Below are 26,061 nucleotides of genomic sequence, written 5' to 3'. Positions count from 1 at the left end.
ATATACGCGTGTGAGATTATTTTCTCAATTAAGCTGGTACTTCCGCAGCGAGTGGCGTCGCTATCTTGGCGCAGTGACTCTGCTTATTATCATCTCTATTCTGCTACTGGTTCCTCCATATCTGGTGGGCGTAATTGTTGACGGCATCCGTGCTGGTTCTATGCCATCTCACCAACTGATGGTGTGGATTGGTGTTATGCTGGTCATTGCATTGATTGTTTATATTCTGCGTTATATATGGCGCTTATGGTTGTTTGGGGCGTCATATCGATTAGCGGTTAAATTACGGAATAATTTTTACCGGCAGCTTAGCCGACAAACCCCTGAGTTTTATCTGCGTCACCGTACGGGTGATTTGATGGCCCGTGCTACTAATGATGTGGACCGTGTGGTATTTGCTGCGGGTGAAGGGGTGCTCACTTTAGTTGACTCGTTGGTTATGGGTTGCGCAGTGCTGATTATGATGAGTGTACAAATTAGTTGGCAGTTAACTTTATTATCTTTGTTACCTATGCCAATTATGGCAATCATCATTAAACGATATGGTGATCAACTTCATCATCGTTTCAAATCTGCACAAGGTGCCTTTTCTGCTCTGAATAACCAGGCTCAGGAAAGTCTGACCAGCATTCGCATGATCAAGGCGTTTGGTCTTGAAGATCTGCAATCAAATCAGTTTGAACAGGTTGCTGTGGAAGCTGGTCGTAAGAATATGTATGTTGCCAGGGTGGATGCCCGATTTGATCCGACGATTTTTATTGCTATCGGTATGTCAAACTTTCTGGCTATCGGTGGTGGTAGCTGGATGGTGCTGAATGGCATTTTGACTCTTGGGGAGCTTACTAGCTTTGTGATGTACCTTGGCCTGATGATTTGGCCAATGTTAGCGCTGGCATGGATGTTTAATATCGTTGAACGGGGAAGTGCTGCATACAGCCGTATCCGTAGCTTGTTGCAGGAGCCTCTGGTTATTGCGGATGGTAACCGTCATTTATCTCCTGAGCGTAGTGTTCTGAATGTGAATATCAACGCGTTTCATTATCCGCAAAGTAACAAAACTATTTTAAGTCAAATTAACTTCCGGTTATCACCCGGACAGTTACTGGGGATATGTGGCCCAACCGGTTCCGGTAAGAGCACACTACTTGCGTTGATACAGAGACAGTTTGATGTGACTGATGGGGAAATTCTTTTCCAGTCGATTAAAATTGCAGATATCCGGTTAGATGAATGGCGAGCACGGTTTGCCGTTGTCAATCAAACTCCTTTTCTATTTTCAGATACAGTTGCCGGGAATATTGCTTTGGGACGTCCTGAGGCAACACAGGAACAGATCGAAGAAGTTGCCCGTCTTGCCAATGTTCATGAAGATATTCTTCGTTTACCTGAAGGGTACCAGACGGAAGTGGGCGAGCGTGGAGTGATGCTTTCTGGTGGGCAGAAGCAGCGCATCTCTATTGCAAGAGCGTTGCTTTTAGATGCAGAGATTTTGATTCTGGATGACGCTTTATCTGCGGTTGATGGGCAAACTGAACACAATATCTTACAAAACCTCAACCAGTGGAGACAACAACGCACGGTTATTATCAGTGCCCATCGCCTGTCTGCATTAACTGATGCTAATAATATTCTGGTGATTCAGCAAGGTTCTGTTATACATCAAGGGCGGCATCAGCAACTGGCGGAGCAGCCAGGATGGTATCGTGATATGTATCATTATCAGCAGCTTGAAGCAGCATTGGATGACGAGGAAACCACAGAGGGAGATAAAGATGACTAAGGTTCGCCGATTGTGGCCGTCTTTGAAACGTTTGCTGGTTTATGGAAAAAATTATCGTAAGCCGTTGGGGCTGGCGGTACTAATGCTGTGGGGGGCTGCAATTGCGGAAGTAAGTGGTCCGATTTTGGTTAGTTACTTTATCGATAATATGGTTGCAACGGGTAATATGCCAGCAGGAGTGATTATTGGGCTGTCTGTAACCTTTATTTCTCTGCAACTGATTACGGCCGCATTACACTATTTCCAGACTTTATTGTTCAATCAAGTGTCAGTTGATGTGGTTCAGCAACTTCGTACTGATGTGATGAATGCAGCATTGCGCCAGCCTTTGAGTGCTTTTGATAATCAACCGGTAGGGCAATTGATTTCCCGTGTAACGAATGATACTGAGGTCATTAAAGATCTTTATGTCAATGTGGTTCCTACGGTATTCCGTAGTATAGCGTTGATTGGTACGATGATGATTGCCATGTTTGTGCTGGAATGGCGTATGGCATTGATTGCAATTCTTATTTTTCCTGCCGTGTTGATTGTCATGGCGATATACCAGCATCTAAGTACGCCAATTGTCCGACGGGTACGCAGTTATTTAGCTGATATTAATGATAACTTTAATGAGATCATCAATGGCATGAGTGTTGTTCAGCAGTTCCGGCAGCAGGCTCGTTTTGGTGAACGTATGTTGTCAACAAATCGTGCTCATTATAAAGCGAGAATGCAGGCATTGCGATTAGATGGGATTTTGTTACGCCCATTACTAAGTTTATTGTCTACTATGGTGTTGTGCGGTCTTATTGTTTTGTTTGGGTTCAGTGGGGCAGGAGTGATTGGTGTCGGGGTATTGTATGCTTTTATCAATTATCTTGGGCGGTTGAATGAACCACTAATCGAACTGACTTCTCAACAATCAATCCTGCAACAGGCTGTAGTTTCTGGTGAGAGGATATTTGAATTAATGGATAGCCCTCAACAAGGTTATGGCATGGATAGTCAACCATTATCCAATGGTCGAATTGATATAGAAAATGTCAGTTTTTCCTACCAGGGTGACAAAATAGTTTTACAAGATATTAATTTACAGGTTCCGGCTTATGGTTTTATTGCTTTGGTTGGTCATACCGGTAGTGGAAAAAGTACGCTGGCAAATTTACTGATGGGATATTACCCGTGGCAGAAAGGGGAGATTTACCTTGATAGCCGGCCTGTATCGTCTCTGTCTCATTCGGTATTACGCAATGGTGTGGCAATGGTTCAGCAGGATCCAGTTGTTCTTGCTGACTCTTTCTTTAACAATGTTACGCTTGGTCGAAATATTTCAGAAGAGAAAGTTTGGCAGGTACTGGAAACTGTGCAATTAGCTGAGTTAGTGCGTATGCTTCCTGATGGCCTTCATACTATCTTGGGAGAACAGGGCAATACGTTGTCAGCTGGCCAAAAACAATTGCTTGCTATGGCGAGAGTGTTAGTGCAAGCACCGCAAATTTTGATCCTTGATGAAGCGACAGCAAATATTGATTCTGGTACGGAACAGGCGGTACAACAGGCTTTAAGATTGATTCGTCAGCAAACAACGTTGATCGTGATTGCTCATCGTCTGTCTACCATTGTGGAGGCTGATAATATTTTGGTGCTGCATCGTGGTGCAGTTGTTGAACAAGGACGCCATCAACAATTATTGATAAGACGTGGGCGTTATTATCAGATGTATCAGTTACAACAAGTAAGCAATACATTAAATGAATGTAGCATAATCTCTGAGGAAGAGATGTTGGTTTAATCAGATTTGCACTGATTTGGTGCGCTAACTGGAGAGTACATTCGTTGCTCTCCTCTCTTCTTCTCCCCTTACTCTATTATTACTTGATTTTTATATATTTCTAATTTCTGGCACACCATTTGCTATTCCTTTATTGCAAACACAATCGCCGGATGGCAGGGGGATATATGAAGCTCATTACGACAATTATAAAACCATTCAAATTGGAGGATATTAGGGAGGTTCTCTCTGGTCTTGGTGTTCAAGGATTGACTATAACAGAGGTAAAAGGATTTGGTCGTCAAAAAGGGCATGCGGAGCTTTATCGTGGAGCTGAATATAGCGTCAATTTTTTACCTAAGGTGAAGGTAGATATTGCTGTAGCAGATGAGTTAGTTGAGGAGGTAATTCATGCAATTCAGCAATCGGCTTTCACTGGAAAAGTTGGCGACGGTAAAATTTTTGTCGTCGAATTACAACAGGCTATCCGTATCAGAACTGGTGAGATTAATGATGCGGCACTGTAAGTCACTGATAGAGACGATATATATGAAAAGACAATTCTCTGTGGCTACCGGTGTTGTGGCCAGTTTTTTACCATCATTATCTCAGGCAGCGGAAGGTGTTGCTGATAAAGCCGATAATGCTTTTATGATGGTTTGTACAGTACTTGTTCTGTTTATGACAATTCCGGGAATTGCTCTATTTTATGGTGGATTGTTACGGAGTAAAAACGTTTTATCACTGATGGTTCAGGTTATGGTGAGCTTTGCTCTGGTATGTGTATTGTGGGTGATTTACGGTTATAGTCTGGCTTTTGAGCCAGGGAATGGTTTTTTTGGTAGTTTTAGTCAAATGATGCTAAAGAATTTGGCACTCACCAACTTAAGTGGCAATTTTTATCAGTTAATTCATGTGGCATTTCAGGGCTCTTTCGCTTGTATCACAGTTGCTTTGATTATTGGTGCGCTGGGGGAGCGTATTTATTTTCCGGCTTTGTTAATTTTCAGTGTGCTGTGGTTGACGTTTTCTTACTTGCCTATGGCACATATGGTTTGGGGTGGTGGTATTCTTTCACAGGATGGTGCGCTGGATTTTGCTGGTGGTACAGTTGTACATATTAATGCTGCTGTAGCTGGATTGGTTGGTGCTTACTTATTGGGAAAACGTACTGGTTTTGGGAAAGAAGCATTTAAACCGCATAACTTGCCGATGGTCTTTATCGGTACTGCTGTGCTCTATATCGGTTGGTTTGGTTTTAATGCGGGTTCTGCTGGGGCTGCTAATGAAATCGCTGCTCTGGCATTTTTGAATACAATTGTGGCGACTGCCGCCGCTATTCTGTCATGGGTTTTTGCAGAATGGCTTTTCCGTAATAAACCTTCTCTTTTAGGGGCATGCTCAGGCTGTATAGCCGGATTGGTTGGTATTACACCTGCTGCGGGAATGGTTGGTGTTGGTGGTGCACTAATTATTGGCTTAATCGCGGGTTTTGCCGGGCTTTGGGGAGTGGTGGCCTTAAAACGGTGGTTACGCGTTGATGATGTGTGTGATGTATTTGGTATACATGGCGTATGTGGGATCGTGGGTTGCCTCCTAACTGGAGTTTTTTCGGCGAAATCATTGGGCGGAACCGGTTATGCAGAGGGTATAACTATGTTGGAACAAGTGAGTATTCAGGCTTTTAGTATATTGATTTGTGTGGTTTGGTCAGTAATTGTTTCTTTTATTGCTTTTAAAATAGCAGATCTGCTGGTAGGGCTGCGGGTTTCTGTTGAAATTGAAAGAGAAGGTCTGGATATTAATTCCCATGGAGAGAGCGCTTATAATTAATCTGTGATATAAACAGGCAGCAATAAGATCGTAAGTGTGATGCTAATTTCTTATTTGCTGCCCTTATTATTTTTATCTGTGTCGTTTCCTGATTAGCCCTTCTTGCACAGTGGAAGCAACAAGCACACCTTCATGATTATAAATTTGTCCACGAACAAAACCACGGGCCCCAGAAGCTGATGGACTATCTATAGCATAGAGTAACCAGTCGTCTAGTTTAAACGGGCGATGGAACCACATAGAGTGGTCAATAGTTGCTATCTTAATATCTTTCTCAAGGAATCCAACACCGTGTGGCTGTAATGCTGTTGGTAGGAAATTAAAATCAGAGGCATATCCGAGCAGATATTGATGCATAAAAGGATCAGCTGGCATATCGCCATTACTACGGAACCAAACATAGCGTACAGGTTCTTCTGGTAGGTAATTGAATGGGCTGTAATATTTTACTGGTCTCATTTCTAACGGGCAGGGGCGGAGAAAAATATTCTGCATCTTCTGTGGCAGTAGATGCGACATTTTTTTTGCAATTTCGTCCTGAGGGATAAGTTCTTCTGGATAGGGGACATCTGGCATCATATTTTGGTGTTCAAAACTTTCTTCATGACTTTGGAATGAGGCGGTCATATAAAAGATAGGCTTACCATTTTGAATCGCACTGACTCGCCGGGCACTGAAACTTCCTCCGTCGCGCAGGATCTCGACATCATAGACGATGGGTTTGCTACTGTCACCGGGGCGTAAGAAATAGCTATGGAAAGAGTTGCTCATCCGGTCATCAACAACGGTTTGTTTGGCAGCATAAAGTGCCTGACCAATCACTTGTCCCCCGAAAACCTGAGGAAAGCCCAAATCTTTACTTTGCCCCCGGTAAATACCTTCCTCAATTTTTTCTAAGTTCATCAAATTTATCAGATTCTTTAATGACTTGCTCATAATATACCTTTGTTTTCTATTTGGTTATCAGAGAGTACAAGAGATGATTATTGTCCCATTAATAGATGATAAATAAATAACTAAATTGTAAATGTTTTAAGTCCTGATAGTAGTGCAATAAAGAATATGAGATTAATTGGAGTTTTATATTCAAGTTTTTAATCTATAATCCAGGCGGTTTAGATTTAACGGCTTGATATTTCAATTTATTTTATTATTTACATAGATTAGTTAATAGTGGAGGAATGTGTATGAAATTATGGCAGCTCCCTGCGAGCGTATTACTGGCGGTTGCTTTGGTTGGATGTAATGGTAAAGGTCCTGAGATAGTAGATACTCAGGTGGAAGAGATTGAAAATCCAGTAAAACGCTCTTTTGTTGAAGGCAATATTAATATATTGCAGCGTATAGCGTTGCCAGAGGATGCGGTTCTGACAGTGACTTTATCTGATATATCTTTGGCTGATGCACCTTCAGTTACTCTGTCTAAAAAGATAGAACGTTTAGGTGGGAAACAATCACCTTTCCATTTTGTTCTGCCTTACCGGCCAAGCGAAATTAAGCCACATGCACGTATTGTTGTCAGCGCTTCTGTTTCGCTGCATAATCGTTTGATGTTTGTTACAGATACTGCATATGAAGTGATTAATAACGGACAGACTAAAGATATCGAAATTACGTTGAAAGCTGTCAGATGATACATTTTCTTATGTATTTACCTCACAATGTGCAATAAAGCATCATTCGGGTCTGCTTATCTTGCTATTTAGATAGGTATGAATGATAATGGCGCCGCTTTGAAGTTAAAGCAACACGTCAATGGGGGCTCTGTTGGTTCTCCCGCAACGCTAACTTGTTAACTTGGTCAGGTCCGGAAGGAAGCAGCCATAGCAGGGGATGTGTGTGCCGGGATGTCGCTGGCAGAGCCCTCACCAATTTTATTGGTAATCCAATTAAGCCGATAGAACTTTACCGGCCCGGATCACTTTCTACCTGATGAAAACTATTTTAGCGAACGTATTTCCACACTGAAGGTGGAATTCTATCGTATAGTTTATTCATGGTCAGCTCAGCTAGTCGGTGATCCGCAGCAGAGTAGAATAGTTCAAGTTCATCTCCTGAAAGTTCATATTTATTCTTTTCAATCACACGTTCCAGTGTATCAATCGTGGTGCATTTTCTTAAACGCATCAGATAATCAGTTTTAGTCATAGTCGCCTTTCTTATTTAATATATATAAAAAATTATTTAGTGAAATATTCAATCAAATTTTGCTCAGGGAGCAATTTAAATCGTGTAACAGGATACTGGTTAAATATTCATTAGTTTTTACCATTCCGTAAGTTCAGAAAAGCTAATCTTAATTCGCTTCCAAACAAAGTATAAGTATATGTATTATCAAAAAATTTATCAATTCAAGTGAGAAGGCTGAAATCATCAGAATATTTTATTTTAAAGTGCCAAACTAAAATTGATATGTACTCAATCAATTCATTTAGCTTTAAATTATTCTGAGACGTAAGAGTTATTTACACAACCAGTCTCAATGTACTCTGTCACTAGAGGTGCCTTTTGCCTTAGATTCTCACATCAGTATTTTAATTCAGCAATGTCACGTTATCCTAGTGAATATTCATCCATGCTATGTATCTCCCCGTATATGTATGGCATTACTTAATTTGAGTCAAACACTAAACATATGCACGTATTATAGAAAATTTCTTTCGAGAGATTATTATTATGTGTCTATAATCGTTCTTTGGGATTATTTATCTTTTTTACAGGCAACTCCGATTTGCTTTTAGTAAATCAGAATCTCCTCTTAAACAAAAACTCATGCCTTAACGTAATAAACTATAAATATCGGCTAGTATATGAGAGTTAATATGTCGGCTTATATAAAACAGTATTATCCTCAGATACCCGTAACAGCAGATTATAGCCTGATGGCTACAATAATCAATGAATATAACATCATTATTACATAAGTCACTATGCGCTGGTATTGTTTTTTGTCATTTAGTGTAAAAAAAGATAAAGCAAATTTTGTCCAACAATTTTATCGTTAATTTTATTAAAGTTAGTAATGCTTGGATTTTTAAAGGTATTTTCTACTCATAAGTGGTAATTTTAATTAAATTTTAACGAATTTATGCGCGAGTTAAGCGAGCAGATTAGTGTTCAGAATCCTGCCTGATGCGGGCAACTATTATATTTAAGAAGGCCGTTTTAACGGCCTTCTGATTATTGTTTAGTTGCATTAGTGAGATTCTGACGCGGGTTCAATCTCCTCCGCTTTCTTACTAAAACGTCGTTTGATAACTACAAAGAACACCGGTACGAAAAAGATAGCTAGCGAGGTTGCAGCAATCATTCCGCCCAATACTCCGGTACCCACTGCGTTTTGAGAGCCGGAGCCTGCACCATTACTCAGTACTAGAGGGATAACACCCAGCATAAATGCCAGTGATGTCATTAGGATTGGACGAAGACGCATTCTTACGGCATCTAGTGTAGCTTCTATCAACCCTTTTCCTTCTTTTTCCATCAGGTCCTTAGCGAACTCAACGATTAGGATTGCGTTCTTTGCCGATAAGCCGATGGTAGTCAACAAGCCGACTTTAAAGTAAACATCGTTATCCAAGCCTCGGAATGTTGTTGCTAACAAGGCTCCAACGATACCCAGTGGTACTACCAGCATAACTGAGAATGGAATTGACCAGCTTTCATACAGTGCAGCCAGACAGAGGAATACCACTATCAATGACAGTGCATAAAGTGCAGGTGCCTGATTACCTGACAGGCGTTCCTGATAAGACATGCCTGTCCAGTCGAAACCGATTCCATTTGGTAACTGGGATGCTAATTTTTCCATCAGAGCCATTGCATCACCGGTACTTTTACCTGGAGCTGCTTCACCCAGAATTTCCATTGATGGCAAACCATTATAACGTTCCAAACGTGGCGAGCCATAGGTCCATGGTTCTTTAGACATATCTGCAAAAGCAGATAATGGAACCATTTCACCCTGTTTGTTACGGACATACAGTTTGTAGATATCACCTGGCAGCATACGATAAGGTGCTTCTGATTGAACATAAACTTTTTTGACACGACTACGGTCGATAAAGTCGTTCACATAGTTGCCACCAAACATCGTGCTTAGTGTCGAGTTGATATCAGAGATGGAAACACCTAAAGCTTCTGCCTTTTCCTGATCAATTCTAACCCGATACTGAGGGGTATCTTCCTGACCATTAGGGCGAACACCCACTAACATATCTGGATGTTGTTGTATCATGCCAAGCAATTGGTTACGTGCTTCGGTCAGTTTATTATGTCCAAGGTTTGCTTTGTCAATTAATTCGAAATCAAAGCCGGTTGCTGAACCTAACTCTACAATTGCCGGGATGTTAAACGCAAAAACCATACCTTCTTTGATTTTCTGGAAGTGAGCACTTGCCCTGGCAACAATAGCAGGTACTTTTCTTTCAGCATCAGAACGCTCACTCCAGTCTTTCAGGCTTATAAATGCTAGACCAGTGTTTTGCCCCTGACCACTGAAACCAAAGCCACTTACTGTAAATACAGAAACTACAAGATCTTTTTCTTCTGTATTGAAGTAGTCACTTATTTTATCCAGAACTTCCTGTGTCTGTTCCTGTGTTGCACCTGAAGGTAATTGAACCATTGTCAGCAATACCCCTTGATCTTCTTCAGGAAGGAAGGAGGATGGCAGACGAGTGAACATGACAGCCATACCAGCAACCAGCAATACATAAATCACCAGATAGCGGCCTGTATTGCGCAGAATACGGCCGATACTGTCAGTATAGTGGTGGGTACTTTTATCAAATATGCGGTTGAACCAGCCAAAGATCCCAGTCTGTTTACCGTGGCTGCCTTTAGCAATGGGTTTCAACATGGTGGCGCACAGAGCAGGTGTTAGGATTAATGCTACCAGTACAGACAGTACCATTGCAGATACAATAGTGATCGAGAATTGACGATAAATCGCACCGGTTGAACCGCCGAAGAAGGCCATTGGGACAAATACAGCAGACAGCACCATGGCAATACCAACCAAGGCGCTTTGGATTTGCCCCATTGATTTCCTGGTTGCTTCTTTCGGCGACAGGCCCTCTTCCTGCATAACACGTTCAACGTTTTCCACCACAACAATGGCATCATCTACCAGTAAGCCAATCGCGAGAACCATGGCAAACATAGTTAATGTATTTATTGAATAACCAAATGTGGCGAGTATTGCAAATGTTCCGAGTAGTACGACTGGAACCGCAATGGTTGGAATAAGTGTTGCTCGGAAGTTTTGTAGGAATAGGTACATAACCACGAACACTAGCATAATTGCTTCAACCAGTGTTTTCACTACTTCGTTAATAGAGATTTTAACGAATGGAGTGGTGTCATATGGATAGACGATTTTCAGCCCATGAGGGAAGAAAGGCTCCATATTTTTTAGCGCTTCTTTTACCGCTTTTGACGTATCCAGAGCGTTAGCACCTGTTGCTAGTTTGATACCGACGCCAGCAGCCGGTTTACCGTTAAAACGGGCAATGATATTGTAACTTTCTGCCCCTAACTCCACTTTTGCCACATCTTTCAGACGGATCTGAGAACCATCAGTATTAACGCGCAGAAGAATATTGCTGAACTCTTCCGGTGAGGTCAGACGTGTTTGGGCAATAATCGAAGCATTCAGCCGTTGACCTGGAACTGGAGGGGTTCCCCCTAACTGACCGGCGGCTATTTGGTTATTTTGTGCTTTGATTGCATTGATTACATCCAGAGTCGTCATTTTGTAGTCAACGAGCTTGTCAGGATTCAACCAAATGCGCATTGCATATTGGTTACCAAACAGCATTGTATCACCCACACCAGTTACACGGCTCAACGGATCTTTGACATTTGCACCAACATAGTCAGCGATATCCTCCTGTGACATGGATCCATCTTCAGAGATGAACCCTGCAACCATCAGGAACGAATTGGTGGACTTATCCACATGAATCCCTTGCTGCTGTACTTCTTGTGGTAACAGAGGCATAGCTAGTTGCAGCTTGTTCTGTACCTGTACCTGTGCGATGTCAGGATTAGTACCCGCTTCAAAGGTGAGCGTGATATTCATGTTGCCAGCAGAGTCACTGTTAGAAGACATATAAACCAGATTATCGATACCATTCATATTCTGTTCGATAACCTGAGTAACTGTGTTTTGCACAGTAGTGGCATCTGCGCCGGGATAAGTTGCGGAGATAGAAATCGCCGGTGGTGCAATAGTTGGGTACTGCGCCACGGGTAATTTCATAATTGCCAGCAGCCCAGCCAGCATGGTAATAATTGCGATTACCCATGCAAAGATTGGCCGATCTATAAAAAACTTAGGCATGAATCACCGACTCCTTAATTAAGACTTTTTTGCAGGTTCAGCTTGGTTCGTAGCAGGTTTTGCATTTAAATCCACTTCTTCTGCTTTAACTGGTATGCCAGGTTGAATTTTTTGCAAACCAGTAACGATAACCCGATCACCTGTTTTCAGACCGGAAGTTACCAGCCATTTGTCACCAATAGCCTGGCTTGCCGTGATAACGCGTGGTTCGACTTTTTCGTCTTTACCGACCACCATGACAGTAGCTTCGCCACGAGGTGTGCGGGTAATTCCTTGCTGGGGAACCAGTATTGAATCCCGACGAATACCTTCTTCCAGTTTTGCGCGAACAAACATACCTGGTAGCAATTTTTCATTTGGGTTAGGGAATATCGCACGGATAGTGATAGAACCCGTTGTTTCATTTACAGTGATATCGGAGAATTCCAGATAGCCTGTTTCACTGTAATTTTTACCATCTTCCATAACCAGGTGAACTTTAGCTTTACTCCCCTCTTTCTGCACAATACCTTTGGTGATTTCATTTTTAAGGCGCAGATAATCATCACTTGACTGGGTGACATCCACATAAATTGGATCCAACTGTTGAACGGTTGTCAGTGCTGTTGGTTGACCAACAGAAACCAGAGCACCTTCAGTTATAGTCGATTTGCCGGAACGACCGCTAATCGGTGCTGTAACTTTGGTGTATGCCAAATTAATACGGGCAGTCTCTACAGCCGCTTTTGCTGCTTGTACCGTAGCATTCGCTTGTGCGGAGTCAGCGCTGGCCTTATCAAACTCCTGCTGACTAACATAGTTTGTACCTAACAGTGGCTTATAGCGGTTCACTGTCAGGCGTGCTATCTCTGCATTGGCCTGAGCTTTAGCTAAATCAGCTTTAGCACTGTCATAGGCAGCCTGGTAAGTTGCTGGATCTATCTGGTATAAAGAAGTCCCCTCTTTTACATCACTTCCTTCTTTATAGTTTCGTTTCAGAATTATGCCACTTACTTGTGGACGAACTTCCGCAATACGGAAGGCTGATGTTCGGCCTGGCAGTTCAGTTGTGACCATCAGAGGTTCAGTTTTCAGCGTCACGATACCGACTTCAGGGGCCTGTTGATTTTCAGCAACTTGCTGAGAGTCTTTGTCGTTACATCCTGAAAGAGCTAAGCTGCCTGAGAGTACCAGTACTGTAGCCAGAGGCAAAACTCCCCTGTTTATTCGCATAAGTAAACCTCAATATTTTTAGATGTTGACCTTTCAATACGTAAAACCACTACTCCATTAATAGCAGCATGCTATAATACAAACATACATGAATGTATGTAAATCAGCTTCAGGTTAAAAACAGAGTATATGGCACGAAAAACTAAACAACAGGCTGAGGAGACCCGGCAACAGATTATAGACGCAGCTATAAAAGAGTTTTCTGAGCGCGGTGTCTCTGCTACTTCACTGACAGATATTGCCACAACGGCTGGAGTAACCCGAGGTGCAATCTACTGGCACTTTAAAAATAAAGTAGACCTGTTTTCCGAAGCTTGTAGAATAACAGATTCTAAGATTGACGAATTAGAAAAAGAGTATCAAGGAAAATATCCTAATAATCCACTCCTGATTTTAAGAACTTTAATAATTCATATCCTGATGTCGGTCGTTGACGATCCGAAAAACCGGCTATTGATGGAGATTTTTTTCCACAAATGTGAGTTTGTTGGTGAAATGTCTGCTTTGGTGGCAGTTCGTCAGGAACTGTGTGTTGCAGACTATGTTCGTATTGAAGAGTCGCTTTCCGACTGTATTGCACCAGGTCAGCTTCCTTATAATCTTAATCTGCGGCGAGCTGCTATCATGCTGAGAGGGTTGATAACGGGTTTGCTGGAGAATTGGTTATTTGCACCAGACAGTTTTGATATTCAGAAAGAAGCTGAACCGTTAGTGGATAGTTTTATCGATATGCTTAAATATAGTGAGCATATGAAAGTCACAGAAAAATGAAAAACCAGAATAATAGAGGTAAATTCTATTTTGGTAATTGCTAACAATGCGGCTAATGGTCAAAAGTCATTATCTTATGCTCTTTGTTTATCTACTGCTATATACAAGGAATAAAACTTAGGAACTGAGCCGAAATTATTTCTAATATCGGATATTGCTGCTGCTGGCCTTGTAGGATAGTGACCAAAGAAAAACTATAACTTAAAACAAATGCCGAAGATTCTGTCTGAGAAAAATGTATTATTTAAATTCAGTGAAAATTTAATGAACAACCCCGCCGCAAGCAGCGGGGTATCAAACCAATGGCCAACTACAGAGTAGTTCGCCCCAAGGGGCGGGGAATTAGACCCTAAGAGATTAAATTATTTTATATCAATAAGTTATATTTATTTTGTGGTGTTGGGGTCATTACGTTGGTTGAATTTTCCCTATGGATTTTGCAGTCAGATAGAGTGCTAAGTTGGTGCCGTGTTATGTAGCTAGTCACAATTGTTGAGGGATAACCATCTATGCTGGAAATACGAAATGTAACACATGATTACGGAGAGCGTGTGGTATTGAAAGACTTAAATTTGCAGTTGAACGAAAAGCGAATTGCCGTCATAGGTAGCAACGGTTGCGGCAAGAGTACATTTGCGCGTCTTCTTAATGGATTACTGGTACCGAAATGTGGTGATGTTTTGGTGGATGGCCTGAATACCAGAACGGAGGGTAAAGCGATCCGGCGCAAGGTTGGTTTTGTATTCCAGAATCCTGATAATCAGATTGTCTTTCCAGTTGTGGAAGAGGATTTGGCTTTTGGAATGAAAAATCTCGGTTTTACCAAGGAGACAATTCAGCAAAGAACGCAGGAGGTACTTTCACGATATGGATTACTTCAGTTTAGGGAGTATCCAGCCCATCTTTTGAGTGGCGGTCAGAAACAACTCCTGGCAATTTCTGGTGTTCTCGTGATGGAACCTGCTTACATCATTTTCGATGAGCCTACGACTTTACTGGATTTACGCAACAAGCGTCGTGTTGCTGAAGCAATCGATAACTTATCTCAAACTGTGATCATAGTTTCTCATGATCTTGAGTTTTTGGCGGGGTTTGACCGCGTGCTCGTTTTTGATGATGGTCGTGTGGTTGTTGATGACATTCCCTCTGTTGCTATTCCTGAATATGTAAGGATGATGTCATGAGCCTGTCTGGATATGATCCTGGTTCATCACTTGTGCATCGAGTTAGCCCTGGGTTCAAAATTATTTCTTTGCTCATTCTGGGGACATTACTCTTTATCGTTCCGCGTATCGATCTTTCTATGGCAGCGTTGGCAGGTATCGTACTTTTATACTTGTTAGCCAGAATCTCATTAAGAACTGCTTGGGCGCAACTACGACCTGCTATGTGGATCTTCGCGCTTATTTTTATAGTCCAAGTGTTTCTACATCATTGGACTGCCGGTGTACTTGTAGTCGTTCGTCTTGCCTCACTTTTGCTGTTGGCCTCGCTTGTCACCCTTACTACTCGTTCCTCAGACATGATCGACGCATTGGAAAAGGGTCTTTGGTGGTTGTATTATTTTAGAATCAATCCAGGAAAAGTGAGCCTGGCTCTATCTCTTGCCTTGCGGTTTATTCCTGTTCTCGCGTCAATTACAGAAGAAGTACGGGAGGCGCAGAAAGCAAGAGGTCTCGATAAGAGTGTCATAGCAATTGCCGTACCCGTTATCGTGCGAACTCTCAAAATGGCAGATGATATTTCTGCTGCTATTGAAGCTCGGTCTTACGATCCAGGGTTTGAGAGAAAGAAATTGAGCAGCAAATAAAACCTAGTTTGTGGCTTTATTGAAAAAGGGGGGATTAAATGTCCACGAAAGATATTGTTTATATAGCACTATTTGCCGCGCTAACCGCAACACTGGGTTTATTCCCACCATTGGCTCTTCCTGTTATAGGCGTTCCGATAACAGCCCAATCAATGGGAGCGATGTTTGCTGGCGCTATTGCTGGTGCGAAACGAGGGGGGTTAGCATTATTGCTCTTTTGTGTTCTTGTTGCAGTTGGATTACCGGTAATGGCGGGAGGTATGGGAGGATTGGGGGTATTTTTCAGTCCAAGCGGCGGTTTTGTTTTGGCGTGGCCGATTGCCGCTTTTGTTATCGGCTACTTGTATGAGTGGAATCTTGCAAAACTAAATACCTTTAAAGAAGCTGTATTTCTTGTCTTTGGTGGAATTGTGATTGTCTACGTGATAGGTATTCCATGGGTTGCGGCATTTGCCAATATCAGCTTCTGGCAAGCAGCCATAGGTTCGATTGGATTTATTCCAGGAGATATTATTAAAATCGTACTGGTTATCTTAATTGCGAAAACCGTTCGCCGGGCCTACCCGACTCTTGAATCACGTTCTTAAGTATCGGTCTTTACTGCGGGCTGATATTTGGTTGTGATTACCCAATAATTGCCGCTAAGCGTCATTATTGTGCCGATTATGGCCCAAACGGTTGGGCGATAGCCCTCTGTGACGCTGGAGATCGCTAAGGCTACAAGCGGAACGAGAAGCATAGTATAGGCCCCTCGTCCCGCACCTAAACGACCGACGACGGCGAAATACGTTGTGTACCCAATCACTGAAGGAAACAGGATCAAATAGAATAGAGATGTTACGTAGATTGGTGATGGATCAAAGTTAAACGTTTGTTTAGTTAAAAGGGCATAGCCGAGCAAGAATATGGCACTATATCCCATAGAAATGCCTGTCATTGGGAGAACAGTGGCCCCCTTTCTCTGTAACTGAACTGCGCAAATGTTGGCGAATGAGAACGCGAGGGTTGCTGTGATAGCGTAACCGAATCCCGCCCAATTCCATTCATTATTTAAAAATTCTGGGCTGAAGACCAAAATTATCCCAGTCAGACCGACCATAGCACCGACCAGAACTGTCCATGAAATTGATTGCCGTAGGAAGAGAATTGCATTCACAGAGTTGAATAATATGACCGAAGAGTAGGTAAGGGCGATTAAACCGGTGGTGATTAAGGCCGCAGCCTTGTAAATCAGTAAGAATGCGACAGCGAACCCGAATGCTCCAAGTGCAGCGAAAGAGAGGTGTTCGCGCCAGGTATATGTGAGTCTTTCCCGAGAAATTGCAGTAATCAGAAGCAGCAATACCGACGCACATCCAAAACGGTAAATCAGGGATATTACAGGTGAAACATCAGTTAATTGCAATTTTGCCGCATACCACGATGTTCCCCCCGTAATGATCGTCACGACATATAGAACAACGGTAGAGTAAGAAAAGGCGGTCTTCATGCTCAGATTCCAAACATCTTATTGAAATGGATTACGACCATAAGATCAGATTTTTTTCATTTAACAGACCGATGAAGGAGCCTGTTGCAATCCGATTACCGTTCGCTGGCAGGACGATATGAGGATTACTGGTGTTAAAAATGACGACAGAACCAACTTGAGGCCGGAAAGTGAAAGATTCGCAATCAGTTAATAGAGAACTATCATATGGCTTATATGTTTTATCAACAACAGTACTCTTGAATGGCTGATTATAGATTACTGTTTCCCCTCCTTGTGAAGGAGACGAAACATAGAGGTTCCAGGCGAGCTGAGTTGATATATCTCCGATAGATAAATTGCCTTTCGCAAAAGTAGGGGCGTAGTCCACATGTAGATCTGAACCACCGGAGATGATACGGACGATACCGGCAAAGTAGGGACCAAACCCCGGTTCTTCCGCGATCGAAATGCTGAAATCTGTATCGTGATTGATGTGTCGCATGAACCGAACAATTGGATCAAAAGCTTGATTGATCACTTGAGTACGCTCTTGTTCAGCGGCGCTAACTTGAGAAAAATACTCTTCTTTTGGGCGATCACGGTAATGAGAGAGTGGATTTCCCAGGTAAAATCCTGGCCTGCCGAATTCATATTGCTTTGCCTTCATGCTCAGTATTGCTGTAGAAAGCTGTACTGATTCCTCTGTAGTTGCAAAATCATCTATCATTACCGCCGGAATCTTGTTATCTATGATTGCTTGCAAGCTTTCTGATGATAATTTGATAAGCTCTTTGGATGCCCACCTTGACGACATGATTGCCGATTCCTAGTTTATTTTCTTTTCATTAGAAAAATTGATCTATTGAAGGTCAGTGTCAATCATATAACATTGTTTGTATAATAATGCAACACTTGGCTGTACTCCACACTCAGGAACGCAACAATGACAATATCTCTGAGAGGTCATCACCTCCTGTGTATTCTTACCTACGCGGGCAACGGATATTCCCCTAGTTTTATTGAAAACTACAATAAGATTATTCCCCGAATTCAGAACGAAGATATCCTGATTGTGGAAGGGCCAGATGATATTTGTGCTCCTTTGCTTGGAGAAGATGATCCTCATTGTTTGGGCAAGAGTGTCATCGTCCGGGATAGTCATGCTTTGGAGGCTATTGGTGCTCTTATGGGCCGACCAGTTGAGGTGGGTCATATACTGAGGCTCGACGAAACCTATTTAAAACAGGCTCGATGGGCTTTTAACCGTAGGATCGTAAGATCTGCCTGTGTAGGCTGTGAATGGGAGCAGCTTTGCACTCGAATTGCTGCGGACGATTATGCCTCAACGTTTCTTAAATTCAGCAATGGAAGGAATAAATGACAACATCAAGCCATTTTGCAACGGTTGATCGAATGCGTGAGAGCAAACTTTAAGACTAACTAATGTAGATCTTTTATGGTATCGACGGAGTCTCTACGAGATGTTTGCAATAAACCGCTCAATATTCCTTCGCAGATTGTGCCTGCTTCGCTAATTTTGCTTGATAATCGTGTTTGACTATTTCCAGTGCAGCGAGTGCAATTTCAGGTGCGATTTCATTGCATTCCAATAGATAGATCAGATCAACAGCAAGCTGAACTTCAGGTGGTGCGTGTTCGACTGACATAAAACTTCCTCATCTGAGTCGTTAATCCATGTTCTCTTTATATTCGATTGATTTTTCAATTCGCGTCAGAGATTGGCGGCAACGCGCTAGTCTTCCGGCTAATGCTGCGATCTCTTTCTGTATTTTTTGTTGATTACTCAGTGTAGTTTGTTGATTCAATCTTAGCTCTCGATCATTGATCATTGCGAGCAGACGGCGTTCATAATCTTGATGTTCAGCCAGCTTGTGATACAGGTCAGTAGCTTGTTGTTTATGTTCGAACCTGTGCTCTTTTTTTCTCAGTGATTGAGTAGACAATTCACGCTTTAATGCTTCCATTTGAGCAACTAAACGCTCGGTCAGAAATGCGACTTGTTCCGTTCGGTTATCCTGAACACACTCTTTGAGTTGTTCCATGTTATGCCTGACTTCTTGCAGGTAACCCCGGAGTTTATCGCTGCGTCGATTGAACAAAGTTTGATCAAATCGGGCAGTGGAAAATGGGATATCTGCCAGAGGTGTGAGCTCTTCTGCCAGTATATTGACCTGTTTTTCGAGTAAATTTAATAACGGTTGTGTACTCATTTATACCCTGCGATGATTATGTTTTGCGAAGCAGAATTAACTTGGAACGACAAAAAATAGGCTGATGCATGTTCATCAGTTGCTTTTTTTTATCAGTTTGCATAGATTTTAGCACTCTCGTTGTTCTACTCACTGGCACTGATTATGACCGCAAACGCGCAGCAACTGCAATTTATTAAAGACAGTATTGAAACTGTTCCTGATTATCCTAAACCTGGGGTCCTTTTTCGTGATATCACGACCTTATTGGATAACCCTCTTGCCTACCAGGCAACAATTAATTTTCTGGTAGAACGATATCAGGACAAAGGAATCACAAAAATTGTGGGTACTGAGGCGCGCGGTTTTCTATTTGGAGCTCCAGTTGCGTTGCGTCTCGGTGTTGGTTTTATCCCTGTCCGTAAAGCAGGTAAATTACCTCGTGAAACATTGAGTGAAACTTACGATTTAGAGTATGGCACCGATACACTGGAAATACATAAGGACAGCATCAAAGAAGGTGATAAGGTGTTAGTTGTTGATGACTTGCTGGCAACGGGTGGTACTATTGAGGCAACTGTTCGCTTAATCCGTCATTTAGATGGTGAAGTTTCTGAAGCTGCCTTTGTTATTGGCCTACCTGATTTGGGAGGGAGTGAGCGTCTGCAAAAACAAGGCGTGAACAGCTTCACTCTATTGGAATTCCCAGGCCATTAATCTGCTTATTTTCGTATTACTGACATATCGGCCTCGCTGTCTATAGTGGGGCTGTGTTAGCATGGTACCCAATTATATTCAATTTTCCCGGTATCAATGAGCTATCAGGTACTTGCCCGTAAGTGGCGCCCACAAATATTTTCTGATGTGATTGGTCAGGAACATGTCTTGACTGCGCTGGCTAATGGTCTTTCCCATAGCCGGCTCCATCATGCCTACCTGTTTTCCGGTACCAGAGGTGTCGGGAAAACGACAATCGCCCGTTTGTTTGCCAAAGGGCTAAATTGTGAAACAGGTATTACTGATAAGCCTTGTGGTAAATGTGCTAATTGCCTTGAAATTGAGCAAGGGCGATTTGTCGATCTCATTGAGATTGATGCTGCTTCCCGTACTAAAGTTGAAGATACGCGTGAATTGCTGGATAACGTGCAATATGCTCCAGCACGTGGGCGTTTCAAAGTCTACCTGATTGATGAAGTGCATATGCTTTCCCGCCACAGCTTTAATGCATTATTGAAAACGCTGGAAGAGCCACCTGAGCATGTGAAATTTTTACTGGCAACCACTGATCCGCAAAAATTGCCGGTAACTATCCTTTCCCGTTGTTTGCAGTTTCACCTCAAAGTGCTGAATGTTGATCAGATAAGCGATCAGCTCGAACATATTCTTAAAGCTGAACATCTGGAGAGTGACAGCCGTGCCCGTCAGCTTCTGGCCCGTGCTGCTGATGGCAGTATGCGTGATGCTTTGAGTCTGACAGATCAGGCTATCGCGATGGGGCAAGGCGAGGTAACAACTGAAATAGTCAGCCTGATGTTAGGAACGTTGGATGATGAACAGCCGTTATCAATTATAGAATCATTGATTCGGGCTGACGGTCAGCAGGTTATGGCATTGGTGGAACAAGCCGCTTCACGGGGGGTTGATTGGGAGAATTTGCTGGTAGAGATTCTTTCATTACTGCATCGTATTGCAATGATCCAGTTATTACCTTCTCAACCAGAAATCGCTTCTTCTTCCATTGAAGGCCGTTTGCGGATATTGGCAAAAGCAATTTCACCGGAAGATTTGCAACTTTATTATCAAACTCTACTGATTGGTCGTAGAGATCTGCCGTATGCACCGGAACGCAGGATGGGTGTTGAAATGACGCTGCTCAGAGCTTTGGCATTTCATCCAAAAGCAGTCATTGAAGAGGTTACTGCACCGGTTGTGCATGGACATCCTGCGGCTATCCCATCAATTGCAGCACAGTCGCAACATAATCATCAGGGCAATACGCCATCCGCTTACCCTATTGATGAGCAAGTATCAGTGGGCAGCGTTTCTCAGCCGGAACCTCAGATACCTCAGGCACTTGCATCAAGTCCAACAGCGCAGTTGCTGAAAGCAAGGAGTGTGTTATCCCGGCAACAAGAGCAAACGCCACCAAAAAAGCCTAAACCGGCTACGCCTGTTCAGGCGAGGCCGGCAACCTCGGCACTGGAGCGGATTGCCGTAGTGTCAGGGCAGCGACCTCAGTCATCAATAGCTAAAATGCAGGAAGAAAAACCTGAGAAAAAAGAGGCCTACCGTTGGCGAGCCAAGAATATTGAAGAAAAACCAGAAACCCATGTTGCTACGCCAAAGGCGTTAAGAACGGCTCTGGAGCATGAGAAAACGCCGGAGTTGGCAGAAAAATTAGCTGAAGAATCCAAACAAAGAGATGCATGGGCAGCGGAAGTTGATAAACTTAAAATTCCTAAACTGGTGCAACAATTAGCATTAAATGCGTTTAAAGAGCAGATTAGTGTTAATAATATCTGTCTACACTTGCGTTCAAGTCAGCGTCATCTTAATTCCGTTTTTGCACAAAAATCATTAGCGGAGGCTTTAAGCGAGTTGTACGGTGTAACGATTGAATTCAGCATTATTGAAGATGATAATCCGGAGGAGAAAACTCCACTGGAGTGGCGACAAGCCATTTATGAAGAAAAATTGGCACAAGCTCGCCAATCAATTATTGCGGATAAAACTATTCAGACATTGCGGCAGGTATTTGATGCTGAACTGGATGAAGAGAGTATCCGGCCGGTCTAACCGCGCTGCAATCTGTACCTGTTGTACGATGTAGCCATAGCGAAGAGAGAAAACTATGTTTGGTAAAGGTGGTTTGGGCAATTTGATGAAACAAGCCCAACAAATGCAGGACAAGATGCAGAAAATGCAGGAAGAGATCGCCAATCTGGAAGTGACGGGTGAATCTGGTGCAGGTCTGGTTAAAGTGGCTATCAATGGTGCTCATAATTGCCGTCGTGTTGAGATTGATCCAAGCCTGATGGAAGATGACAAAGAGATGCTGGAAGACCTGATTGCGGCTGCATTCAATGACGCAGCCCGCCGCATTGAAGAAACTCAGAAAGAGAAAATGGCAAGCGTTTCCAGCGGAATGCAACTGCCGCCGGGCTTTAAGATGCCATTCTGATGCAAACCAGTCCTCTCCTTGAATCCTTGATGGAAGCATTGCGCTGCTTGCCAGGAGTTGGTCCTAAATCTGCGCAGCGGATGGCTTTTCATCTGTTACAGCGTGATCGTAGTGGTGGAATGCGTTTGGCTCAGGCATTGACAAAGGCGATGTCGGAAATTGGACACTGTAAATATTGTCGGACTTTTACCGAGCAGGAACAGTGCACGATCTGCGCTAATCCACGTCGTCAGCAAAATGGTCAAATTTGTGTGGTTGAAAGCCCTGCGGACATTCATGCTATTGAACAAACTGGGCAGTTTGCTGGGCGCTACTTTGTGTTGATGGGGCATTTATCTCCATTGGATGGTATTGGTCCGATGGATATTGGTTTGGATTGTCTTGAAGAACGCCTCTCCACTGAAGAGATTTTAGAGGTGATTCTGGCGACTAATCCGACAGTGGAGGGAGAGGCAACGGCCAATTATATCGCAGAAATATGCGTTCAGTATGGTGTAACAGCAAGCCGCATTGCGCATGGTGTACCGGTTGGTGGTGAGCTTGAAATGGTAGATGGTACAACTTTGTCGCATTCACTTGCTGGGCGGCAGAAGATTACTTATTGATTTTCTGTCAATGTCTTGCCGTTTTATCTGGCTGGAAAAGAATACGGTTGTATACCCTGTATAGATCAAATCGTAAAGATGTTGAGGCGCTGCATTTATGTGGCGCTCGCCTCTCAATCCATTCCGCTATGGTTATAACCTATTTAAATATCTAACTTATTCGCGTTATTTGATACTCTTTTGAATAATCAAACTTGAAACTCGGCTTATTTATCCCCATCTGCATACTATCGTCTGATTTTATCTGTCTGAACTGGATTTAGATTGAGGTAACAAATGAGTATGAAAGGTCAGGAAACCCGTGGATTTCAGTCTGAAGTAAAACAACTTCTGCAATTAATGATCCATTCACTTTATTCCAATAAAGAGATTTTCCTTCGTGAGTTAATCTCAAATGCTTCCGATGCGGCTGACAAATTACGTTTTCGCGCATTATCCGCTCCAGCACTTTATGAAAATGATGGTGAACTACGGGTTCGCCTCTCTTTTGATAAAGAAAAGAGATCTATCACGATCAGTGATAATGGCATTGGTATGACCCGTGATGAAGTCATTGATAATCTTGGCACTATTGCTAAATCAGGAACAAAAGCTTTTCTGGAATCTATTGGTTCAGATCAGGCTAAAGACAGCCAGTTAATTGGTCAATTTGGTGTTGGTTTTTACTCTGCCTTTATTGTGTCTGATAAAGTCACGGTACGTACCCGTGCTGCCGGTGCTTCAATTGATCAGGGCGTATTCTGGGAATCCGCTGGTGAAGGCGATTATACTGTCGCTGATATTGAAAAAGAAACTCGTGGTACAGAGATCACCCTCCATTTACGTGAAGGGGAAGATGACTTTCTGAATGACTGGCGTTTGCGTTCTGTTATCAGTAAATACTCTGACCATATTGCTCTGCCAGTTGAAATTGAAACTAAAAATAAGAGCGAAGAAGAGGGTGAAGAAGATACAGTAACTTGGGAAAAGATTAATAAAGCTCAGGCTTTGTGGACTCGTGGTAAATCTGAAATTACAGATGAAGAATATAAAGAGTTCTACAAACATATTTCTCATGATTTTACTGATCCGTTGATCTGGAGCCATAACCGCGTAGAGGGTAAACAGGAATATACCAGTATGCTCTATATTCCCTCTCAGGCTCCGTGGGATATGTGGAACCGTGAGCATAAGCACGGGCTGAAATTGTATGTTCAGCGCGTGTTTATCATGGATGATGCAGAACAGTTTATGCCAAACTATTTGCGCTTTGTTCGTGGCCTGATTGATTCCAATGATTTGCCGCTGAACGTTTCCCGCGAAATTCTGCAAGATAATTCTATTACCCGTAATTTACGTAATGCGTTGACTAAACGTGCATTGCAGATGCTGGATAAGCTGGCGAAAGATGACGCAGAAAAATATCAGCAATTCTGGCAGCAGTTTGGTCTGGTGATGAAAGAAGGTCCGGCAGAGGATAATACGAATAAAGAAGCTATCGCTAAATTGTTGCGTTTTGCTTCTACTCATAATGACAGTTCTGCACAGACAGTTTCTTTGGAAGAGTATGTCAGTAGGATGACCGAAGGTCAGGATAAAATCTACTATATCACTTCAGACAGTTATGCTGCGGCGAAAAATAGCCCTCATCTGGAGCTGTTCCGTAAGAAAGGTATTGAAGTTCTGCTGCTGTCAGAGCGCATTGATGAATGGATGATGGGATACCTTACTGATTTTGATGGTAAGAAATTCCAATCAGTCAGTAAAGCTGATGAATCTTTGGATAAACTGGCAGATGAAGACAAAGCTGAACAGGAAGAAATTGAAAAACAACTTGAGCCGTTTGTTGAGCGTGTGAAAACATTACTTGGCGATCGGGTAAAAGAGGTTAAATTGACTCACCGTCTGACGGACACTCCGGCAATTGTGACAACAAATGCGGATGAAATGAGCACTCAGATGGCGAAATTGTTTGCTGCGGCGGGTCAACAAGTGCCGGATGTTAAATACAATTTTGAACTGAATCCTGATCATCAATTAGTAAAACTGGCTTCTGATGTCAGTGATGAAGCTCAATTCGCGGATTGGGTTGAACTGTTGCTCGATCAGGCATTATTTGCTGAACGTGGCACATTGGAAGATCCGAACCAGTTTATTCGCCGTATGAATCAGCTATTACTGTCTGAAAAAGCTTGATTTAATTATTTCTTGGTAACGATTGTAAACCACGCCTCCGATAGTGAAATGAGGCGTGGTTTATTTTTTGCAAAAAAATATCACGAAATCGTTTCCCTGTTTTCTTGAGCGAACCCCGTCCCAAATGGTATGGTGACTCGTTTTCTTACAAATATAAAAACTAACTAGCAAGGGGACTTACGCAATGCGTATTATTCTGCTGGGCGCTCCGGGCGCCGGTAAAGGGACTCAGGCGCAATTTATCATGGAGAAATATGGGATCCCTCAGATTTCTACCGGCGATATGCTGCGTACTGCGGTTAAGGCTGGCACAGAATTGGGCTTAAAAGCAAAAGAGTTGATGGACAATGGCAAGCTGGTTACTGATGAACTGGTTATTGCTTTGGTAAAAGAGCGCATCCAACAAGATGACTGCCGCAATGGTTTCTTGTTGGATGGGTTCCCTCGTACCATTCCTCAGGCTGATGCAATGAAAGAAGCCGGTATTAATGTTGATTATGTCTTGGAATTTGATGTTCCTGATGAACTGATTGTTGAACGTATCATTGGACGCCGTGTACATGCGCCATCTGGCCGTGTTTATCACATCAAATTTAATCCACCGGCAGTGGAAAATAAGGATGATGTTACCGGTGAAGAATTGACTATTCGTAAAGACGATCATGAAGATATCGTGCGTAAACGTTTAGTTGAATATCATCAACAGACTGCTCCTTTGGTATCTTATTACCAAAAAGAAGCTGAAACAGGTAATACCCAGTATTTCAGAATTGATGGCACTCGCAAGGTATCTGAAGTTAGCGAAGAATTAGCCAACATTCTGGGTTAATCAATTGCATTGATATTTAAAAGGCGGCTTATAAGCTGCCTTATATTATCTTTTTTCCTTACTTTTTCAGGTAAATCAGTCG

At 42.6% G+C, this 26,061-nt stretch carries 25 protein-coding genes and 1 other RNA gene; 17 read left to right on the top strand and 9 right to left on the bottom strand.

Annotated elements, in window-relative coordinates; translation table 11 throughout:
* Positions 1 to 10 precede the first annotated feature (10 nt).
* From ACGF63_RS10425 to amtB, 4 genes are all read left to right on the top strand, one after another.
* Complete coding sequence (locus tag ACGF63_RS10425; RefSeq protein WP_387630544.1) at positions 11 to 1,780, top strand: SmdA family multidrug ABC transporter permease/ATP-binding protein; 1,770 nt, start codon at positions 11 to 13, stop codon at positions 1,778 to 1,780.
* A complete protein-coding gene (locus ACGF63_RS10420) occupies positions 1,773 to 3,557 on the top strand; it encodes a SmdB family multidrug efflux ABC transporter permease/ATP-binding protein (RefSeq protein WP_152962526.1) in 1,785 nt (594 codons plus the stop codon). Before ACGF63_RS10425 ends, ACGF63_RS10420 begins: the two co-directional genes overlap by 8 nt.
* A 167-nt stretch (positions 3,558 to 3,724) precedes the next feature.
* Positions 3,725 to 4,063, top strand: a complete 339-nt coding sequence (gene glnK, locus ACGF63_RS10415; RefSeq protein ID WP_152962525.1) for a P-II family nitrogen regulator — start codon at positions 3,725 to 3,727, stop codon at positions 4,061 to 4,063.
* A 22-nt stretch (positions 4,064 to 4,085) separates the two neighbouring features.
* Positions 4,086 to 5,369, top strand: a complete 1,284-nt coding sequence (gene amtB, locus ACGF63_RS10410; protein WP_152962524.1) for an ammonium transporter AmtB — start codon at positions 4,086 to 4,088, stop codon at positions 5,367 to 5,369.
* 72 nt (positions 5,370 to 5,441) lie between these two features.
* Here amtB and tesB read toward each other — a convergent pair whose 3' ends face one another.
* Positions 5,442 to 6,305, bottom strand: a complete 864-nt coding sequence (gene tesB, locus ACGF63_RS10405; RefSeq protein ID WP_036842466.1) for an acyl-CoA thioesterase II — start codon at positions 6,303 to 6,305, stop codon at positions 5,442 to 5,444.
* Between the two features lie 251 nt (positions 6,306 to 6,556).
* Between tesB and ACGF63_RS10400 the strand changes: the two genes are divergently transcribed.
* Complete coding sequence (locus tag ACGF63_RS10400; protein ID WP_152962523.1) at positions 6,557 to 7,003, top strand: YbaY family lipoprotein; 447 nt, start codon at positions 6,557 to 6,559, stop codon at positions 7,001 to 7,003.
* 131 nt (positions 7,004 to 7,134) lie between these two features.
* Positions 7,135 to 7,231, top strand: an RNA gene (gene ffs, locus ACGF63_RS10395) — signal recognition particle sRNA small type.
* Between the two features lie 82 nt (positions 7,232 to 7,313).
* On the opposite strand, the gene ACGF63_RS10390 is transcribed toward ffs, so the two are convergent.
* The 4 genes from ACGF63_RS10390 to ACGF63_RS10375 form a co-directional block, all read right to left on the bottom strand.
* Positions 7,314 to 7,517, bottom strand: a complete 204-nt coding sequence (locus ACGF63_RS10390) for an HHA domain-containing protein (protein ID WP_011147992.1) — start codon at positions 7,515 to 7,517, stop codon at positions 7,314 to 7,316.
* Positions 7,518 to 7,720: 203 nt separating this feature from the next.
* Positions 7,721 to 7,795, bottom strand: a complete 75-nt coding sequence (locus tag ACGF63_RS10385; RefSeq protein ID WP_239002405.1) for a hypothetical protein — start codon at positions 7,793 to 7,795, stop codon at positions 7,721 to 7,723.
* A gap of 770 nt (positions 7,796 to 8,565) precedes the next feature.
* The gene (locus ACGF63_RS10380; protein WP_387630539.1) at positions 8,566 to 11,715 is read right to left on the bottom strand and encodes an efflux RND transporter permease subunit; all 3,150 of its coding nucleotides are present in this window, start codon (positions 11,713 to 11,715) and stop codon (positions 8,566 to 8,568) included.
* Between the two features lie 18 nt (positions 11,716 to 11,733).
* Entirely contained in the window at positions 11,734 to 12,927 is a 1,194-nt protein-coding gene (locus ACGF63_RS10375; RefSeq protein ID WP_036842470.1) for an efflux RND transporter periplasmic adaptor subunit, read from the bottom strand.
* Positions 12,928 to 13,056: 129 nt separating this feature from the next.
* On the opposite strand from ACGF63_RS10375, the gene acrR reads away from it, so the two are divergent.
* The 4 genes from acrR (at position 13,057) to ACGF63_RS10355 (ending at position 16,095) form a co-directional block, all read left to right on the top strand.
* Entirely contained in the window at positions 13,057 to 13,698 is a 642-nt protein-coding gene (acrR, locus tag ACGF63_RS10370) for a multidrug efflux transporter transcriptional repressor AcrR (protein ID WP_036842471.1), read from the top strand.
* Positions 13,699 to 14,207: 509 nt separating this feature from the next.
* Positions 14,208 to 14,882 carry an energy-coupling factor ABC transporter ATP-binding protein gene (locus ACGF63_RS10365; protein WP_036842473.1) on the top strand — a complete coding sequence of 225 codons (675 nt, stop codon included), beginning with the start codon at positions 14,208 to 14,210 and terminating at the stop codon, positions 14,880 to 14,882.
* Positions 14,879 to 15,508, top strand: coding sequence for an energy-coupling factor transporter transmembrane protein EcfT (locus tag ACGF63_RS10360; RefSeq protein WP_036842475.1), 630 nt, complete (start codon positions 14,879 to 14,881; stop codon positions 15,506 to 15,508). The genes ACGF63_RS10365 and ACGF63_RS10360 overlap by 4 nt, the downstream gene beginning before the upstream one ends.
* A gap of 38 nt (positions 15,509 to 15,546) precedes the next feature.
* A complete protein-coding gene (locus ACGF63_RS10355; RefSeq protein WP_036842477.1) occupies positions 15,547 to 16,095 on the top strand; it encodes a biotin transporter BioY in 549 nt (182 codons plus the stop codon).
* Here ACGF63_RS10355 and ACGF63_RS10350 read toward each other — a convergent pair.
* Positions 16,092 to 16,997 carry a DMT family transporter gene (locus ACGF63_RS10350; RefSeq protein ID WP_036842480.1) on the bottom strand — a complete coding sequence of 302 codons (906 nt, stop codon included), beginning with the start codon at positions 16,995 to 16,997 and terminating at the stop codon, positions 16,092 to 16,094. The two genes, ACGF63_RS10355 and ACGF63_RS10350, sit on opposite strands and share 4 nt — an antisense overlap.
* Positions 16,998 to 17,028: 31 nt before the next feature.
* On the bottom strand, positions 17,029 to 17,793 hold the full coding sequence (locus tag ACGF63_RS10345; protein WP_387630532.1) for a hypothetical protein: 765 nt from the start codon (positions 17,791 to 17,793) through the stop codon (positions 17,029 to 17,031).
* A 129-nt stretch (positions 17,794 to 17,922) separates the two neighbouring features.
* On the opposite strand from ACGF63_RS10345, the gene ACGF63_RS10340 reads away from it, so the two are divergent.
* Positions 17,923 to 18,360 carry a DUF1284 domain-containing protein gene (locus ACGF63_RS10340; RefSeq protein ID WP_152962521.1) on the top strand — a complete coding sequence of 146 codons (438 nt, stop codon included), beginning with the start codon at positions 17,923 to 17,925 and terminating at the stop codon, positions 18,358 to 18,360.
* A gap of 118 nt (positions 18,361 to 18,478) precedes the next feature.
* On the opposite strand, the gene rsmS is transcribed toward ACGF63_RS10340, so the two are convergent.
* Together rsmS and priC are read right to left on the bottom strand one after the other, a co-directional pair.
* Positions 18,479 to 18,646, bottom strand: coding sequence for a pleiotropic regulatory protein RsmS (gene rsmS / locus ACGF63_RS10335; protein WP_070974618.1), 168 nt, complete (start codon positions 18,644 to 18,646; stop codon positions 18,479 to 18,481).
* A 21-nt stretch (positions 18,647 to 18,667) separates the two neighbouring features.
* The gene (gene priC / locus ACGF63_RS10330; RefSeq protein ID WP_387630529.1) at positions 18,668 to 19,210 is read right to left on the bottom strand and encodes a primosomal replication protein PriC; all 543 of its coding nucleotides are present in this window, start codon (positions 19,208 to 19,210) and stop codon (positions 18,668 to 18,670) included.
* Between the two features lie 144 nt (positions 19,211 to 19,354).
* Between priC and apt the strand changes: the two genes are divergently transcribed.
* The 6 genes from apt to adk all read left to right on the top strand — a co-directional run bounded on the left by apt (position 19,355) and on the right by adk (position 25,979).
* Positions 19,355 to 19,906, top strand: a complete 552-nt coding sequence (gene apt / locus ACGF63_RS10325) for an adenine phosphoribosyltransferase (protein ID WP_387630526.1) — start codon at positions 19,355 to 19,357, stop codon at positions 19,904 to 19,906.
* A gap of 96 nt (positions 19,907 to 20,002) precedes the next feature.
* A complete protein-coding gene (dnaX, locus tag ACGF63_RS10320; RefSeq protein WP_387630523.1) occupies positions 20,003 to 21,985 on the top strand; it encodes a DNA polymerase III subunit gamma/tau in 1,983 nt (660 codons plus the stop codon).
* 55 nt (positions 21,986 to 22,040) lie between these two features.
* The gene (locus tag ACGF63_RS10315; protein WP_036842491.1) at positions 22,041 to 22,370 is read left to right on the top strand and encodes a YbaB/EbfC family nucleoid-associated protein; all 330 of its coding nucleotides are present in this window, start codon (positions 22,041 to 22,043) and stop codon (positions 22,368 to 22,370) included.
* A complete protein-coding gene (gene recR, locus ACGF63_RS10310) occupies positions 22,370 to 22,975 on the top strand; it encodes a recombination mediator RecR (protein WP_152962518.1) in 606 nt (201 codons plus the stop codon). The genes ACGF63_RS10315 and recR overlap by 1 nt, the downstream gene beginning before the upstream one ends.
* A 282-nt stretch (positions 22,976 to 23,257) precedes the next feature.
* The gene (htpG, locus tag ACGF63_RS10305) at positions 23,258 to 25,150 is read left to right on the top strand and encodes a molecular chaperone HtpG (RefSeq protein ID WP_387630580.1); all 1,893 of its coding nucleotides are present in this window, start codon (positions 23,258 to 23,260) and stop codon (positions 25,148 to 25,150) included.
* 184 nt (positions 25,151 to 25,334) lie between these two features.
* Complete coding sequence (adk, locus tag ACGF63_RS10300; protein WP_152962516.1) at positions 25,335 to 25,979, top strand: adenylate kinase; 645 nt, start codon at positions 25,335 to 25,337, stop codon at positions 25,977 to 25,979.
* Positions 25,980 to 26,061 lie beyond the last annotated feature (82 nt).

The organism is Photorhabdus sp. RM322S, from assembly GCF_042879395.1.
Classification (GTDB): Bacteria; Pseudomonadota; Gammaproteobacteria; order Enterobacterales; family Enterobacteriaceae; genus Photorhabdus; species Photorhabdus khanii.
This window is presented reverse-complemented; position numbering and strand designations above follow the sequence as displayed.

Coding starts and splice junctions, on each gene's coding strand:
- ACGF63_RS10420 (WP_152962526.1), top strand. CDS start 1,773: ATGACTAAGGTTCGCCGATTGTGGCCGTCTTTGAAACGTTTGCTGGTT.
- glnK (WP_152962525.1), top strand. CDS start 3,725: ATGAAGCTCATTACGACAATTATAAAACCATTCAAATTGGAGGATATT.
- amtB (WP_152962524.1), top strand. CDS start 4,086: ATGAAAAGACAATTCTCTGTGGCTACCGGTGTTGTGGCCAGTTTTTTA.
- tesB (WP_036842466.1), bottom strand. CDS start 6,305: ATGAGCAAGTCATTAAAGAATCTGATAAATTTGATGAACTTAGAAAAA.
- ACGF63_RS10400 (WP_152962523.1), top strand. CDS start 6,557: ATGAAATTATGGCAGCTCCCTGCGAGCGTATTACTGGCGGTTGCTTTG.
- ACGF63_RS10390 (WP_011147992.1), bottom strand. CDS start 7,517: ATGACTAAAACTGATTATCTGATGCGTTTAAGAAAATGCACCACGATT.
- ACGF63_RS10380 (WP_387630539.1), bottom strand. CDS start 11,715: ATGCCTAAGTTTTTTATAGATCGGCCAATCTTTGCATGGGTAATCGCA.
- ACGF63_RS10375 (WP_036842470.1), bottom strand. CDS start 12,927: ATGCGAATAAACAGGGGAGTTTTGCCTCTGGCTACAGTACTGGTACTC.
- acrR (WP_036842471.1), top strand. CDS start 13,057: ATGGCACGAAAAACTAAACAACAGGCTGAGGAGACCCGGCAACAGATT.
- ACGF63_RS10365 (WP_036842473.1), top strand. CDS start 14,208: ATGCTGGAAATACGAAATGTAACACATGATTACGGAGAGCGTGTGGTA.
- ACGF63_RS10360 (WP_036842475.1), top strand. CDS start 14,879: ATGAGCCTGTCTGGATATGATCCTGGTTCATCACTTGTGCATCGAGTT.
- ACGF63_RS10355 (WP_036842477.1), top strand. CDS start 15,547: ATGTCCACGAAAGATATTGTTTATATAGCACTATTTGCCGCGCTAACC.
- ACGF63_RS10350 (WP_036842480.1), bottom strand. CDS start 16,997: ATGAAGACCGCCTTTTCTTACTCTACCGTTGTTCTATATGTCGTGACG.
- ACGF63_RS10345 (WP_387630532.1), bottom strand. CDS start 17,793: ATGTCGTCAAGGTGGGCATCCAAAGAGCTTATCAAATTATCATCAGAA.
- ACGF63_RS10340 (WP_152962521.1), top strand. CDS start 17,923: ATGACAATATCTCTGAGAGGTCATCACCTCCTGTGTATTCTTACCTAC.
- rsmS (WP_070974618.1), bottom strand. CDS start 18,646: ATGTCAGTCGAACACGCACCACCTGAAGTTCAGCTTGCTGTTGATCTG.
- priC (WP_387630529.1), bottom strand. CDS start 19,210: ATGAGTACACAACCGTTATTAAATTTACTCGAAAAACAGGTCAATATA.
- apt (WP_387630526.1), top strand. CDS start 19,355: ATGACCGCAAACGCGCAGCAACTGCAATTTATTAAAGACAGTATTGAA.
- dnaX (WP_387630523.1), top strand. CDS start 20,003: ATGAGCTATCAGGTACTTGCCCGTAAGTGGCGCCCACAAATATTTTCT.
- ACGF63_RS10315 (WP_036842491.1), top strand. CDS start 22,041: ATGTTTGGTAAAGGTGGTTTGGGCAATTTGATGAAACAAGCCCAACAA.
- recR (WP_152962518.1), top strand. CDS start 22,370: ATGCAAACCAGTCCTCTCCTTGAATCCTTGATGGAAGCATTGCGCTGC.
- htpG (WP_387630580.1), top strand. CDS start 23,258: ATGAAAGGTCAGGAAACCCGTGGATTTCAGTCTGAAGTAAAACAACTT.
- adk (WP_152962516.1), top strand. CDS start 25,335: ATGCGTATTATTCTGCTGGGCGCTCCGGGCGCCGGTAAAGGGACTCAG.